General features: G+C 55.4%; 12 protein-coding genes. 2 read left to right on the top strand and 10 right to left on the bottom strand.

Going from position 1 to position 15,114, the window contains the following annotated elements:
- Positions 1–2: 2 nt before the first annotated feature.
- Together MKX63_RS08845 and MKX63_RS08840 are read right to left on the bottom strand one after the other, a co-directional pair.
- On the bottom strand, positions 3–578 hold the full coding sequence (locus MKX63_RS08845) for a hypothetical protein (RefSeq protein WP_341016575.1): 576 nt from the start codon (positions 576–578) through the stop codon (positions 3–5).
- A gap of 465 nt (positions 579–1,043) precedes the next feature.
- The gene (locus tag MKX63_RS08840) at positions 1,044–1,211 is read right to left on the bottom strand and encodes a hypothetical protein (protein ID WP_341016573.1); all 168 of its coding nucleotides are present in this window, start codon (positions 1,209–1,211) and stop codon (positions 1,044–1,046) included.
- Between the two features lie 232 nt (positions 1,212–1,443).
- Here MKX63_RS08840 and MKX63_RS08835 point away from each other — a divergent pair, with 232 nt between their 5' ends.
- On the top strand, positions 1,444–2,244 hold the full coding sequence (locus tag MKX63_RS08835) for a polysaccharide deacetylase family protein (protein ID WP_341016571.1): 801 nt from the start codon (positions 1,444–1,446) through the stop codon (positions 2,242–2,244).
- Positions 2,245–2,722: 478 nt separating this feature from the next.
- Here the strand turns inward: MKX63_RS08835 and MKX63_RS08830 are convergent, their stop codons facing one another.
- From MKX63_RS08830 to MKX63_RS08795, 8 genes are all read right to left on the bottom strand, one after another.
- On the bottom strand, positions 2,723–3,793 hold the full coding sequence (locus MKX63_RS08830) for a hypothetical protein (RefSeq protein ID WP_341016569.1): 1,071 nt from the start codon (positions 3,791–3,793) through the stop codon (positions 2,723–2,725).
- Between the two features lie 684 nt (positions 3,794–4,477).
- Positions 4,478–5,773 carry a homocysteine synthase gene (locus MKX63_RS08825; protein ID WP_341016567.1) on the bottom strand — a complete coding sequence of 432 codons (1,296 nt, stop codon included), beginning with the start codon at positions 5,771–5,773 and terminating at the stop codon, positions 4,478–4,480.
- Positions 5,774–5,918: 145 nt separating this feature from the next.
- On the bottom strand, positions 5,919–6,917 hold the full coding sequence (locus MKX63_RS08820) for an alpha/beta hydrolase (RefSeq protein ID WP_341016565.1): 999 nt from the start codon (positions 6,915–6,917) through the stop codon (positions 5,919–5,921).
- Between the two features lie 444 nt (positions 6,918–7,361).
- A complete protein-coding gene (locus tag MKX63_RS08815; protein WP_341016564.1) occupies positions 7,362–8,084 on the bottom strand; it encodes a GntR family transcriptional regulator in 723 nt (240 codons plus the stop codon).
- Between the two features lie 10 nt (positions 8,085–8,094).
- Positions 8,095–9,108 carry a sugar kinase gene (locus MKX63_RS08810; RefSeq protein WP_341016562.1) on the bottom strand — a complete coding sequence of 338 codons (1,014 nt, stop codon included), beginning with the start codon at positions 9,106–9,108 and terminating at the stop codon, positions 8,095–8,097.
- Positions 9,101–9,856 carry a 2-dehydro-3-deoxy-phosphogluconate aldolase gene (gene dagF, locus MKX63_RS08805; RefSeq protein WP_341016560.1) on the bottom strand — a complete coding sequence of 252 codons (756 nt, stop codon included), beginning with the start codon at positions 9,854–9,856 and terminating at the stop codon, positions 9,101–9,103. Before dagF ends, MKX63_RS08810 begins: the two co-directional genes overlap by 8 nt.
- Positions 9,856–10,962, bottom strand: a complete 1,107-nt coding sequence (locus MKX63_RS08800; RefSeq protein WP_341016559.1) for a DgaE family pyridoxal phosphate-dependent ammonia lyase — start codon at positions 10,960–10,962, stop codon at positions 9,856–9,858. The genes dagF and MKX63_RS08800 overlap by 1 nt, the downstream gene beginning before the upstream one ends.
- Complete coding sequence (locus MKX63_RS08795; protein ID WP_341016558.1) at positions 10,940–12,040, bottom strand: amidohydrolase/deacetylase family metallohydrolase; 1,101 nt, start codon at positions 12,038–12,040, stop codon at positions 10,940–10,942. Before MKX63_RS08795 ends, MKX63_RS08800 begins: the two co-directional genes overlap by 23 nt.
- Positions 12,041–12,309: 269 nt before the next feature.
- Between MKX63_RS08795 and MKX63_RS08790 the strand changes: the two genes are divergently transcribed.
- Positions 12,310–14,646, top strand: coding sequence for a helix-turn-helix domain-containing protein (locus MKX63_RS08790; protein ID WP_341016557.1), 2,337 nt, complete (start codon positions 12,310–12,312; stop codon positions 14,644–14,646).
- Positions 14,647–15,114: the final 468 nt, after the last annotated feature.

Below are 15,114 nucleotides of genomic sequence, written 5' to 3'. Positions count from 1 at the left end.
AATCATTCTCCTTTTCCTGTATGGGGGCGGGGGATGGTAAGGACGTGCGCAAGCTTTTTCCAAATGGCCTGATCCGGCTCCACCTCACTCCATTTCCTGAAATGCGGGTCCATCACCTCACCCCAGTTGTCCGGCCGCAGATTCGTGGTAAGCTTCCCGTTGTATGGTGCAGGCTCTACCGTTGCAGGCAGCTCGGAATAGAAAAACAGCAGGTTCTCATGCAGCCCGATAATCCCGTACTTGTCACCGTCTCCCGGGTGCTCCTCCTGGTACTGATAATGGTGATACACATAGCTTGCGACCTGCTCCGGCTTCAGTACCGCCACTCTTCCGTAGGGGGTTCCCGCCGAATGACTGCGCTTCCAATGCTCTGCGGAAACCGGCTGCTGATAATGAAAAATATCCATCATAGGCACCCACAACCGGGGCTGCTCCCCTCCCGGCCATTCCTTGAGAATCTCTGCCGCACCCTGGAATAACTGCTCCGGCTCCACCTCCCGGCTGGTGCACTCATAGTACAGAAACAGCTCCTGGCCATCCTGAAAAATACTCAGCCATTCAAGTCTCAGCCTATCCATACGTTCATTCAGTAACGGGGTATGTGCATCCCAGAACGCTGACGAATTAGCTTCGTCCCTGCACTCGGCTCTATATAAACAACGCTGCATCCGTGTCCCTCCAACCTTATGTCATCTACCCCTTTAGAGTACCGTATCCGTCGGGCCGATTCCTTGACGATCATGCCCTTCTTTAGCATGATAACGACATGCGAAAATGCGGCTAAACGTGCACATGATACGGCAGCGGGACCAATGGTGGATTGGCCGTAATGTGGTGCATTTATGCTCTTCATTCGTGCGCCTGTGGTGAATTTTCGGAAATATAGTGTATTTATACCCTTCATTCGCACTCCAACGGGAGATTTCCAGAAATGTAGTGTATTTATGCTCTTCATTCTCACACCAATGGTGGATTTCCAAATATGTGGTGTATTTATACCTTTCATTCGTGCGCCGCTGTCCGCCCCCGTTTCCGTCACGGGTTTATGAGCCTAATCCTCCTATCAACAATCCCCCCTGCGGCCACTCCCAATTGTCCATCGCAATAATTCCGAAAGGTACGGTCTCCTGAATCGAGCCTTGCATATCCTTCATCCGCTCAATGACACGGGCGATATGGCCTTCCAGTGCTGTTCGTGACACGGTCTTCATCCTGTTCCCCCTTGTGAATGTCCTGACCAGGGCCTGCTGCTGCTAAGCTGCTGCCCAATCGCCCTGTTCGCCACCTCAGTGTAGCCAAGCGGCGGAATGCCGTCCATTAACAAGAATCTTGCTAATCGCCCTCCATTCTGGCATTGTTCTTGGTGGAGCCGTATTCGTCTTAGGCGGGAGCGGTGCTCACATGCATATTCGGTATATTTTATAGTCAGGGAGGATAACAGCAATGAGAGTTAAATTCGATCTTTTTCCAGGCGGAGTTTCTAAAGCGCTAACAACGAGCTGGGATGATGGAAGAATCCACGACCGTAAGCTCGTGGAGATTCTGAATGGGCATGGACTGAAGGGGTCTTTTCATCTGAATTCGGGGTTATTCGGCAATGAGGGCTACATCTCGCGGGACGAGGTGGCTGCGCTCTATGAGGGGCATGAGATTTCGGCGCATACCAGCACCCATCCCTTCCTCACCATGACCCCGCGCGAGGGGATCGCCGATGAGATTCTGACCGACCGTAAGGCGCTGGAGGCGTTGGCCGGTTATCCGGTAAGAGGCATGTCCTATCCGTTCGGCAATTACGATGATCAGGTGATCGGCTTGCTGCCTGCCCTGGGCATTGAATATTCCCGCACGGTGAATTCCCACCGCAGCTTCAGCCTGCCGGACAACCTGCTGGCCTGGCACCCTACCTGCCACCACAAGGAGATGCTCAGCCTGGGCCAAAAGTTCCTGGAGGAGAAGCCCCGCTTCTCGTACATGCAGCTTCTCTATGTCTGGGGACACAGCTATGAGTTCAATGACGATGACAACTGGGGAGAGCTGGAGCAGTTCGCCGCTATGATAGGCGGCCATGAAGACATCTGGTATGCGACAAACATTGAGATTGTGAACTACCTGTCTGCTGTACAGGGACTGCGCTTCTCCGCTTCGCAGGAGATGGTCTATAATCCTTCGGCTACGGAGGTGTGGGTCTCTGCGGGGGATGAGGTCCGCCGGATTCCGGGCGGGGGGACGGTTAGACTGGGGTAGAAATTGCTGGCCACGAAGGAGAAATGTTGCACAAATTGCAGCTTTGATTCATTACTCCCGGGGTTTTGAAAGGAATGTTGTACAAAATGCAGGAATTGTCTCTCCCATCAGTTCGGGGGATGAGAAATGCTGCATTTCATGCAGCAATCCATAGTTACAGCCGACTTAACGCGGGGAATGTTGTATTTAGTGCAGGATTTCGGCTACAGCATCCGAAAGGTACACGGTGGTGTGGCAACTCCCTGCCTTAAGCAGCACAAGATAACCCGATTCCGCCGCAGCCTGAATGGCTGGAGGAATCGGGTTATTGTTATAGCAGAGTCGCTTAGGCACTGAGAGTTATCGGTAATGATGTATAGTCTGGCGGCCCAAAGGCCTGATCACCGGCGTGTGTCGGTGATCAGGCTTAGATGGTGGCAGCAGCTTGAGCACAGTTCGCGGTTCTAGATGAATTAGGAACAGCCGCCCTGTCTGCCTCCTACTGCCAGCTTCCGGCGGCAGCATCGGAATGCTCCTGCCTCGCTATCCAAGTGAGGCAGGCCGCCCGCAGCAGCGCTTCGGTCCGCTGGGCCGCGCTGCAAAAGATCCCGCTCAGGCCGATCTCATACAGATCAGCCAGCGCGTACGCCGCCGGTGCCCCCGCGGCGAGCACTGCCGCCGCCGGCCGCACCCGGCGCACGGCGGCCAGCACCCCGGCCGCCGCCTGCGCGAAGCCCTCGGCGGCGCTCTCCCCCGGCGCGGCTTCGCCCGCCGCGCCGTCCAGCACCAGGAAATCGGCGATGCGCGCGATTTCCCCGGCGGCAGCCTGCCCCACATCGGGCGCGAGCAGCGCCCCGATACGGCAGGCTGCCGCATAAGCGTGGCCGAGGGTCTGCTCGGCCACGCCCTCAATGAATTCGCGCTGCGCCGCGAATTCCTCCAGGCTGGCGGGGTACGGCGCCAGCAAGTCGATGCGGCTGTCGCCGCCCAGCCGCTGGCTGTGCAGCGCGGCAGCGAACAGCGCGTCAAGCTGCGCATCCTGAAGCGCAGCGAGCCTGGCCGGGCGGGCAGCAAGCTCCGGCGTATAGAGCAGAGCCACTGCGGCCCAGACGCCATCCGCCGACTCCAGGAGGTCGGCAGCAGCAGCCCGCAGCCGGTGATAGATCCGCTGCAGGATACGCTCCGCCTGCTCCTCATCACTGCATGACATCCAGCTTGAATAGAGTGTTGCAACCTCCGGCGCAAGCAGCCATTCTTCGCCCCGGATCAGGCAAGGGCCCGCAGGGTAGACACCCGGCTCTGCGCGTTGAAGAGACCGCTCGCCCGCTCCATCGCGCAGGACCAGGAATGCCTGTCGCTCACCCGGGCGGCGGGAATACGTCCGGTCCCGGTTCACCTTTCCCTTACGCGGTTCCCCTTCAGCAAGAAATTCCGCTGCGGCGGAAGCGACAGATGCGGACTGGCTCATCTCTATGCCAAGGGTCCGGTCGCCGGTGTTATACTTGAACGGGCGCTCTTCCTTGTTTGGATCATCCTTCTGCTGGCGTTCACCCTTCATCCTCGCACCCACCCTTTACCTTTGAATTACTGCCGCTCCGCTCTCCCTGGGGAGAAGCTGCCAGCATTTTAAGAGGCTTCAATCTATAAATACTGGCAATGACACTGAAATATGCAAGCGGTAACAAATGAATGCGACAGCAGCACCTCACCGGATGAGTAGTGAGCAGGCGGTGGGGCGGCGAGTTAAGGTGGAACGACGACCTGGAGTCCGTGGGTAAGCTGACGTGAGTGGGTGAGCTGGAGTGAGTGGAGCGAGTTGGAGCAGGTAGGAAGTAACCTTTACATATTTGTTGTTAATCTCTTAAGGCTTTGAAATGGTTCGGGGTCGGGGTTGGAGTTCGGGTTGGCTTCGGCTTGACGCTTGAGTGATCTATTGTATTTACTACAGCAGATTTTCTCCCGCTCCTCTCACGAACCGCTTTTCTTGCGAACCGCTTTCCTCACAATCCGCTTCCTCATTTCTCACATCCCCGCCCCTTCTCCCTCTTCCCATTACTCCCCCCCATCTCCTGCTCCCGCTAAAAAAAGACCACCGCCTAATACAGAAACATTCTGCATCAAACAGTGGTCTTTAATTTCTCTTCCTAAGTTTCTTGGAGGAATACACGGCTTCTGCTCACCGTCTATCCGGCTGCAACTCTCCGGCAGCTCAGCGGCTCAACCGCTCCCCCAAACACAGCCCGTTCCCGCTAGACTAGCCCTGCTGGCTGGCAGCGATCGCCTGCTCCAGGTCGTAGAGGATGTCATCGATGGATTCGGTTCCGATCGACAAGCGCAGCAGCTCCGGCGTTACACCAGCCGCCTTCTGTTCCTCATCCGACAGCTGCTGGTGGGTCGTGCTGGCCGGGTGGATGATCAGCGACTTGGAATCGCCGACATTGGCCAGATGCGAGAACAGCTTCACGTTCTCGATAACCTTCACCCCTGCGGCAGCCCCGCCCTTGATGCCGAAGGTCAGGATCGCCCCTTGGCCCTTAGGCAGATATTTCTGGGCCAGCTCATAGGATGGATGGCTCTGCAGTCCGGCATAGCTGACCCACTCTACATCATCATGCGCCTCCAGATACCGGGCAACCTTCAGTGCATTCTCGCTGTGGCGCTCCAGACGCAAATGCAGCGTCTCCAGACCCTGCAGCAGCAGCCAGGAGTTGAACGGGGAGATCGCCGCGCCAAGGTCGCGGAGCAATTGCACGCGGGCTTTGATGATGTAGGCGATTGGCCCCACCGCTTCCGTGTAGACTACACCGTGGTAGCTCGGGTCCGGTTCGGTCAGGCCCGGGAACTTGCCGCTGGCCTTCCAGTCGAACTTGCCGCCGTCCACGATGATACCGCCGATGGAGGTTCCGTGTCCGCCGATGAATTTGGTGGCCGAGTGTACGACGATATCTGCCCCGTGTTCGATTGGACGCAGCAGATACGGGCTCGGGAAGGTATTGTCCACAATCAGCGGAATGCCGTGCTCGTGGGCGATGGCGGCAACTTTTTCGATATCCAGAATGTTCCCTTGCGGATTGCCAATCGTCTCGGCGTAGAGCGCCTTGGTCTTATCTGTGATCGCTGCCCGGAAGTTCTCAGGGTCATCGGAATTCACGAAGTTCACCTTAATCCCCAGCTTGGGCAGCGTCGTGGAGAACATATTATAGGTTCCGCCGTAGAGACTGGCCGAAGAGACAATCTCATCGCCTGCTCCGGCAATATTCAGAATAGAGAAGGAAATCGCCGCTTGCCCGGAAGCGGTCGCCAGTGCCCCTGCCCCGCCCTCCAGAGCAGCCAGCCGCTGTTCAAACACATCAGTCGTCGGATTCATCAGCCGGGTGTAGATATTGCCGAACTCCTTGAGCGCGAACAGATTTGCAGCGTGCTCCGCATCGCGGAACCCGTAGGAAGTGGTCTGGTACAACGGCACGGCACGGGCTAGAGTAGTGGGATCAATCTCCTGGCCTGCGTGGACAGCGAGGGTTTCAAAGGACAGCTTGCGCTCTTCTGACATGGTGTTTCCTCCTCTAAAATAGGTAATGTCAAATGTTAACTCTACAAGATTGTACCTATTCTCTCACAAACCATGTCATTTGAAAAGATAAAATTCTTATTAATTCACTGTGTTTTATTAAGTTTAGTAAATCCCCGGCAGAGCCTCATGGCTGCTGCCCCATCCCCTTCATGAAGCTCATGAATTTCTCCGCAATTTCTGCGGGATGAGAACGGTATAAATAATGATTGGCATCCAGCAGCTCCATTTCGGCATGGACGGAATTCTGAATCAGCTTCTCATGCTCAGGAATCCATTGATCGGTTGCCGGATGCTCTGCTTGAACAAAAAGAAGGACAGGGAGATTGGGAGGGAATGTTACCCCCCGCTGTTCAGCCTCTTTAAAGCTGGAGTACATGTTCTCCGCCTCATTTAACAGCGTCGTATTGTACATATTTTTCTGTATCAGCAGGTTCAATTGTTCTTTGGTATGTTCATCATACGCCAGTCCCTCGTAAGGGTCAGCACTCAGCTTCAATTGCAGCCGGGCAAAGCCCAAATTGCGGAACCATTTAACCATAGTTGTCTCTGAAGACTCAATCTTTTTCTCGCTCAGCGAGGGTACACTGTTGTCCAGTCCGACAAATGCACTGACTTCATCTGAGTATTTATTCACATAATCCAGACTATAAATGCCTGATATAGAATGGCCCATAAGGATATAACGGTCAATATCGAGCTGCTGCAGTGCTTCATGGATTTCACTTACGATATTCTCTGAGGTTCGTTCTTTCTTCGTTGCGTCGCTTAAGCCGTAGCCGAAAGGCTCCACCACTACAACCTTGTAATGCGCAGACAGCTCATCGATGAGCAGCTTGAAATCAAGCACCGGTGAAGCGGTTCCGAAGCCGGGAAGCAGCACGACTGTGTCCGGGCCGTCGCCCTCTATGAACACATTCATATTCTTGCCGTCTACGGATACATGCTGGCCGTAAGGCTCTATCCTTTTGGCCTCGGCATTGCCGCTGATGACATTCGTGATATACACAATCCCTACAAAAAGCACAATAGCGAGTAGGATGGCTCCCAATATTTTAAACAGAATCTTGCGCACTTTCTTGAACTTCGTTTGCTCTCCCGTTGTCTTCTTCTCCGGTGGTCTCATGATCATCTTCCCCTGTCTGTTAGTAGGCTTGCTTCATGGCCGTTCATGCAAGCTTACTGGATGAAGATGTCCTCTTTATGACGGCAATATGAACGGAGGATGAACGGAATATGTACTATCCAAGTGGAAACGGCTTTGCCGTCCTTTTGAAGGACGGTACCGTTTCAGCGAGAAATAGGAGGAGAAGTTATCGCTGTGCAACATATTAATTATATTTGAACAAAATCACCCTAACGGGTGAAGGATGCCTGCGCCCGATTGTGTTTGATTTTTCGAATACAAGCTAGCTCTTCATTCCGATGAATCAAAGATTACTTACCCTCAAATTTATCACGGTTTTTTCCATAACAGAGGAAAATCTTAATTTCCTAAAAGCAAAAATGCCACGGCTGCCAACAAGCAAGCTTGTGTGCAACCGTAGCATTGTAATGAGAGTGACGAGCCTCAAGTGTCGTAGCTGACCAGATAATGATGCAGCTCCGTATTATAGCAGCCGATACTGTGTTCGATCAGCCGGCCTTCCGCATCATAGGAGTTGCGCAGGCGCTTGAGTACATACGCACCGGGAGGGAGGTTCAGCAGCAGGCATACCTCAGGCGGCGCCGGCTCCACGAAGAAGCGGTCCCTGAAGTTCTCCAGCACAATGTCGTTCTCCTCCAGCGAGTCGTACAGGGACTGGATGTCTGCCCCCATCTCTGCTGTTCCCCCGCCGGGCAGAGCGGCTGCCGTCAGAAAATGCACCAGATGGATATAGGGCTGGCCATCCAGAATATACAGGCGTTCGATCCGCTGGCAATACGGCCCGTAACGGCTGTATTCCTCTGATCCTGCTTCATTCGCGAGGCGCTGGGATGCGAGCAGCTTCTTTTCCAGCTTATGGCCCGCTTCGACCAGCAGTTCTGTGAACCGCTTGCCCTTGGAGAGCTTCTGGTAGGCGGTATTGCGCATGACAATGGTTCCGACGCCGCTCTTCTTCTGCACATAACCTTCCTGGGCCAGCTCCTGAACCGCGCCGCGGACCGTCATTTTGCTGACACCGAACTCTTTCTCCAGCTGCGGCTCGGAGGGGATAATGCTGCCGAGCGGATATACCCCGTGCAGAATCCGGTCCTTGAGGATCTTCTGGATCTGCTGGTATAAGGGGCCTTGCTTGCGTTTCAGTGACACCTTACGTTCACTACCTTTCAACATCTGAGGTATGGCCATCCAGCGCCCGGAGCACCTCACTCTCGGTGAACAACGCTGTATCGCCCGGGATGGTGTGGGCCAGCATCGCTGCGGCTGCTGCCATATCCACCGTCTGCTGCTGCGGATAATCCTGCAATTCACCATGAATAACGGCGCTGGCAAAAGCATCCCCGGCACCAATCCGGTCATACACCGGGAAGGTCAGCTTGGGGGAGAACGCAAATGTACCTTGACGGTACAAATATCCTGTCAGGGAATGCGTATTGTCCGCATTAATCTCACGGTGGGTGCCCGCTGCCGCTCTGATTCCGAAGCGCTCCGCCACAGCGGGAACGGCTTGCTTCAACTGTGTTATTCTATCATAATCTGCCGCTTCGGTGCCAAGAATGTACAGCGCATCCTTTTCGTTCATCAGCACCAGATCGGCAAGCGCAAGCAGCTCCTCATAATGCGGGCGGGCCTTGGCATAGCCGTCTTCGCCCCATAACGCCGGACGGTAGTTGCAGTCGAAAACCACTCTGCCCCCGGCACGCTTCACCTCTGCTGCAAGCTGCTTCATTTGCCCGCGTACCCCGTCATTCATAGCCAGCGTAATGCCGCATAGATGAAGCACATCCGCCCGGGAAGCCAGCGCCGCCATATCATATTGATTGGCTTCTGCGGTATTGAAGCTGCTGCCCAGCCGGTCGGTATACGTGACTCTTCCGGGACGGGCCCCGAACCCGTTCTCCAGGAAGTACATCCCGAGGTGCCTGCCGCCCCGGCGGATCAGTGACGTATCTACCCCAAGCTTGCGCAGATAAGCGATGGCGGCTTCCCCCACCGGAGTCTCCGGCAAGGTCGAGATCAGTGCTCCGTTATGACCATATCTGGCCAGCGCTGCCGTTACATTTACCCCGCTGCCCGAAAAAGAGTACTCCAGCCTGCTGCTCTGGGCCAGTGTCTCCACCCCCGGAACCTGTAGCCGCATCATCACTTCGCCAAAGGCAGCGATTCTAGACATACCGGTCCACCAGCAATTTCATCGTGCTGAGCAGCGTGCGGACATCCTGCACCCTTGTGCTTCCCGTCTCGGAATCAATGATGGAGGAATAGACATGCGGGATCACCTGCGGCACCCCCGCCTGAAGCGCAATCTCCAGAATGGGCGCGAAGTTATCCAGATCGATGCCGCCCGTAGGCTCCAGGGCAAAGCCTTCTTCTCCGCAGGCCTTGGCTACCGCACGGTACTCTTCTTCCAGCTCCAGCCCCTTCATCGGATAATATTTGAGCGCATTGCCGCCCATATCCCGGACCAGCGCAATGGCAGCGTGCACCGGAACGATGGCCTGCCGGGCATTCCCCGCACTGACCGGCCCGGTGGAAATATTGACATAGCCCGGCTGTCCGCAGGGAGAGACCAGGCTGTTAATCCAGCTGTCCTTCGCTCCCAGATTAGCACGGGTTGCGCCTACAGCCGGAAAGACCTGGTTGATATGGCTGCCCGCGTAGCTTGCAGCAATCTCTGCGACCACCGCCGCCTGGCGGTTGTCCCCGGCACCAAGCCCGATGGATACGGCATCCTGGATCGCCTGTCCGTACTCCGTCATAGCGGCGGACGCTTCCTGGGCGTTGGCGTAATTCTTGGAGAGTACGCCTACCAGCACATGCCCGTCGGCAGCCTCGTAGATGTCCTTGGCGTTCGCGATGCTGCCGGACAGTACATTCAGTGCCGCTCTGTTCTTATAGAAACGCTCCTGAATTTTGCTCATTATGATCTGCCCCCTATAATCTCATGAATTCTGCTGACGATAACCTGTAGATCATCGCCCTGCAGCGATCTCGGATCGATATCGAAATATCCCTGCTTCACGCCATAGTCCCGCGTATACACGGCAATATTGCCTTCCCGCAGGCGGTCATTGACCTCTCGCGCATTCACGCCCGCAGCAGCGGCATCAATCTGGATGCGTCCCCGGTAAATCGCCCGGCCCGCTTCATCCTGCACGGTGCGGACCGATACTCCGGGAAGACCTGCGAGCGGCTGAAGTGCTTCCAGCGCCTGCTTCTCCTGCTGGCTGTTCTCCGCCTTGTCCTGATATTCATCCAAGGCCTGAAGCAGTCCGAAGGTCGTCTCTTTGCCGACCTTCATGCTGCGGCCGATTCCGTGCAGCTGCACCTTCAGCCACCCGATGTACTTCTGCTTGCCCGCTACAATGCCCGAAGTAGGACCTTCCACCGCCTTCGAGCCGCTGTAGATGGCCAGATCGGAATACTGGACATATTTGCGCAGGTCCTCTTCCGCAGCGGCGTCGACAATCATCGGCACGCCCCTGCGCTGTGCAACCTCCCAGGCTTCCTCCACCGAGATCATATTCTTCTGGACGGCGTGGTGGGATTTCACATAGAGAATCGCTGCGGTATGTTCCCCGATGGCTTGTTCAATGTGCTCTGCGCGGCCTTCGTTGGCATACCCAACCTCGATCACCCGGCCGCCGCCGAGGAAGACCATCGTCTCCATCGGTGCTCCATACTGTACATTATGGCCCTTCAGCATAATAATCTCATTCTTCAGCACCGGCTCCTGGTGCAGGCGCAGACTGAGGCGGGGATCTCCGGCGGTTACAATCGCCGCCACCGACAGCGCAATGCCGCTGGAGGCTGAGTTCACGACAACGGCTCCTTCGGAGCCGAGCAGGCGGGCGATGTAATCGCCCGATTTGTCCACCAGATCCGCGATCTCCACATACCGCTGCCCGCCCTGCTTCATGGCCTCCATCACCGAATCAGTCGGTGCGGAGACGCCGAGGATGCTCATTCTTCCACTGGCATTAATCACACGCTTTAATCCATATTTAGCCTGTAATGAGTGATCCATTGATAAAGACTCCTTTTGCTTCAATATAGTGGTGCGCAGTCCGGACCTCACCCTCTGAGTCTGTAAGCTGTTTCTCACCGTCTTCCAGGGAGAACAAGGTCAGATTCGCCTGCTCCCCTACCCGGATCTGCCCAAGCTCCGGCTTGCCGAGCCACGCTGCGGCGCTGCTGGTTACGGCACGGATCACCTCTTCCAGACTGTAGCCGAGATAGAGAAACTTGGTCAGTACATCTGACATACTGTACACCGGACCGTTAAGCCGGTTCCCCCGGTAGATATCTGTGCTGATCGTATTCAGTGCAATTCCGGCCCGCTTCGCCTGCTCAGCCACCTGGAAGGAGAAGCTTGCCGTGCCATGCCCGACATCCAGATGAACACCCCGGGCCACAGCATATAGCAGCTCTTGCAGCGGTGTGCCGTCCGGCCCGAACAGATTATTGGCTTTGCCGTTCAGGTAGTGGGTAATTACATCGCCCGCCCGCAGCAGCTCCAGCACCTCAGAGATAGCAGGTGGCGCGGAACCGATATGCACCATGAGCGGAAGCTTCGTCTCATCCGATAATGCCCGTGCCAGCTTAAGCGGCTGTATGCCGCTGCCCTTAACGACACTTTGGCTGATGCGGGCTTTCAGGCCGACGATGAACTCAGGATAAGCCTCCGCTGCCTTAAGGGCGCGAGTCCGGTCAATCCAGTCCAGCTTGGAGAGCTCATCGGTCCGCGCGAGGCCGATTCTTGAGATATTGAGCAGTGCGTATACCCGGGTAGCAGCTAGAAGACTCGCACTGTAAAAAGCCCCGATCCGGTCTGCCCCGCAGCTTCCGGCATCCACCAGTGTCGTCACCCCCTGCTTCACCCCGATCTCGTCGATCTGATCGCCGTAGGGGTCAAGCTCCGGCACAGCATGTACATGCAGATCAATCCATCCGCTGGAGCCGTATAACCCGGAGCAGTCCAGCAGGGTCCTGCCTTCCGCCTGGCCCGGCGGGGTAATCCCGGTGATGACCCCCTCCTGAATGGAGATATCCACCGTCCGGCCGTCCACCAGCCGCAAATTGCGCAGCACGTTCTCTGTGCCCACTCATCCCATCTCCTTCTTCAATTACAGATTTACAGGGGAATTACAAAAAATGATTAATGACATGAACTCCATACATCCTTATATTTAACAAGTAGCAACGGCGGTGCCGTCCTTTAATAAAAATATAAAGCTGCTTCATTCTAAAGATTATAATGTTATAATGTTTATAGTAGCACAAGTATAATCCGAAAGAGAACTGCGATTTCTATTCCAAGAGGCTCCATCCAAGAATTCTAATCCGAATATCTTAACACTGGAGGTACTGCTGCATGTCCAATCCCGCACCCCAGCCATCCTTGCTGCACCGGTTCCGGCTGACCTGGAATCATTTCAAGTCAAGGCTGCTGCTGAAATACGCTTTTTCCTATATCCTCATGTTCCTTATTCCTCTAACGGGCGTTACCATCTTCGTCTATGAAAACGCCGTCAAGGGCCTGCGGGTCGAAATTGAACAATCCAATGTTAATCAGCTGAATCAGGTGAAAAGCACCATCGACGGCCGGATGAATGAGCTTCAGGAGATCGCCGGCAGAATCGCCTATGACAAGCATCTGACCCCTTATATGGTCCGGCATCCTTATTACAGTCTGGAGGCGATTCAGGCACTGGCGAATTACAAGGCCAGCAGCAGCATCGCGGAGGATCTGCTCCTCTACTTCCACGGCGACTCCAATATCTATTCTTACCGTGGGCTGGCTGATCTTCATGTCACCTTCGATACCCTCTATCAGTTTGAGCGCTGGACCCCGGAGGAGCTGCGGCGTGACTTGAACGAGACCCGTCAGCCGCTGGTACGGCCGGCTGAGAATGTGACCGTCAACTCGCGTGTGGAGCCAATGCTGGCCATGCTCGTCCCGGTGAAGCCGAATGACCCGTTCCCCTACGGAACGGTAGTCTATCTGATGAAGGAATCCAACCTAACAGGCGTCATGGATTCGGTTCTAAGTGATTTCTCGGGCAGCAGCTATATCTTCGGCCCCTCCGGCGAGGTGCTGACCGCGAACAGCCATGGCGTCAGCTTCCCCCAGAACGAGCTCCAGACTCTCTCCGTCCTTGAGCCGGGAATTCACAACCTGGAGCTGGACGGGGAGCAGTACTCCGTGGTCTCTGTAAAGTCTGAAGAGAACGGCTGGACCTACGTCACCACAATGCCCAGCTTCCAGTTCTTCAGCCGGGTTGCCCATGTCCAGACGCTGATTCTGATCGTCTTCTGTATTACAGTCGTTACCGGCATAGCAGCGGCGCTGCTGCTGGCCAAGCGGCAATACCACCCGATCCGCGATCTGATGGAATTCGCCAAGCCGCGGGGCAGCGGCAATGACGCTCCGAAGCTGCGCAATGAATGGGAGTCCATCCGGCAGACGCTGCATGACTACAGTGCCCGGATTGATCTACAGGAGCCTTTTGTCCGCAACCAGTGCATGCTGCTGCTGCTCAAGCACGGCCAGCCGGATGATCCCGAGATTGAGCAAATGATTCTGAGCGCAGGCTTCCGGCATCCGCAGGGACAGGGCCTCTACTTCTCAGCCATCCTGTCTTGGGATGATACCGCTCCAGGCGGCAAGTCCTGGCAGGAACGCCATCTGCTGCAGGAGATGCTCAGTAATATCTGCCTGCCGGGCCCGGATGCGCAGATCTTCGGGATTGAATTCTCGGTCAAGGACCAGTTCGCCCTGATTATCTCCCTTCCAGGGGAGGGAGAACTGGCCGTTCAGAGCCGGATGGAACAGGTCATTGAAGGAATTCAGGCAGTGATCCGTGAACACTCGCAGCTTGCGCTGAGCATCGGTGTCGGTATGGCCTACCGCGATCTCGCCCGGCTGAACCAGTCCTTCATTGAAGCCTCTGCTGCTCTTGAGCACCGGATGATCCGGCGCAGCGGCCAGGTCACCTACTTCGAGCAGCTTGCGGAGCTGAACCCCGCCGCGGCCGAGAGCTTCTGGATTCCGCGCAAATCCATGCTGAAGCTGGAGCAGAGTCTGAAGCAGGGTAACGAATCGGTAGCCGCCCAGATGATTGCCGACACCATTGATACGATCAAGGACGAGCCGCTGCAGGTTCATCTGCTGCGGTGTATCTGCTTCGATTTGTTGAATGCTTTTCTGCGTACCGCCTCGGAGCTGGGCATGGATGATGTGTTCACCAATATGCCGGAGCTGACCTCCTTCGAGACGCTGGAGGAGCTGGAGAGCCGGCTGCTCTCGCTGGCTTCCGCCATTTGCGCCCAGGTAGAGCGGAACACCGAGACCAGAGAGTCTTCCCTGATGGATGACATTCTGGCCTATGTGGACCAGCAGTTCGCCGACTACACCCTTAGCCTGGAGCATGTGGCGCTGAAGTTCGCCATCTCGACCTCTTATTTAAGCCGGAGCTTCAAGGAGAAGACCGGCAGCAATTTCTCGCAATATATCTGGCAGCGGCGTGTGGACGAGGTCATCCGGCTGCTGGAGAACACCAGCGCACCGCTCAAGGAGATTATCGAGCAGGTCGGTTACCTGGATGCGCCCAATTTCATCCGCAAGTTCAAAAAAGAAACCGGTCTGACGCCGGGGCAATACCGCAAGGAACATGCCTTGAAGGGGACCGCTGCGAAAAGACCGGTTTGAAAAACGGGCGGAGCGTCCGCCATGGATGTTGAGATACCACCAATACTGCACTTAATGCAACATTTCACTCATCGGATTGGCAAGAACGCGTAATTGTTGCACAAAAGGCAGGATTCCATCTTTTCCAGGCAGTGTGGCAGGATTATTCCTGCATTCTATGCAACATTCCTCCCGCAAAGCTGGCTATCTGTGAACCGAAGCTGCAAAATATGCAACATTTATGTCACTATATAAATTGAACTAATGGTTTTTATGTTTTGGGATTATCCGTAACTCCAGAGAAGTTTTGGACTTCCGGCCGCTGTTGTCTGCAGATTTCTTGATTTATCCCGTTTTTAACGGTTGAAATCCGCAGACAGCTGATGCTTCCGAAGTGAGCTTTCCTGCGGAAAGCTTTCAGGCGGTCGCTACCGCTCCTCCAGTTCCAAAATTCCCCTCCGCCACTTTTCCTTTAACTTAAATTTTTAG

The organism is Paenibacillus sp. FSL R7-0179 (assembly GCF_038002265.1).
Taxonomy (GTDB): domain Bacteria; phylum Bacillota; class Bacilli; order Paenibacillales; family Paenibacillaceae; genus Paenibacillus_AQ.
The sequence above is the reverse complement of the archived record's forward strand: the minus strand, read 5'-3'. Positions and strand labels throughout refer to the sequence as shown.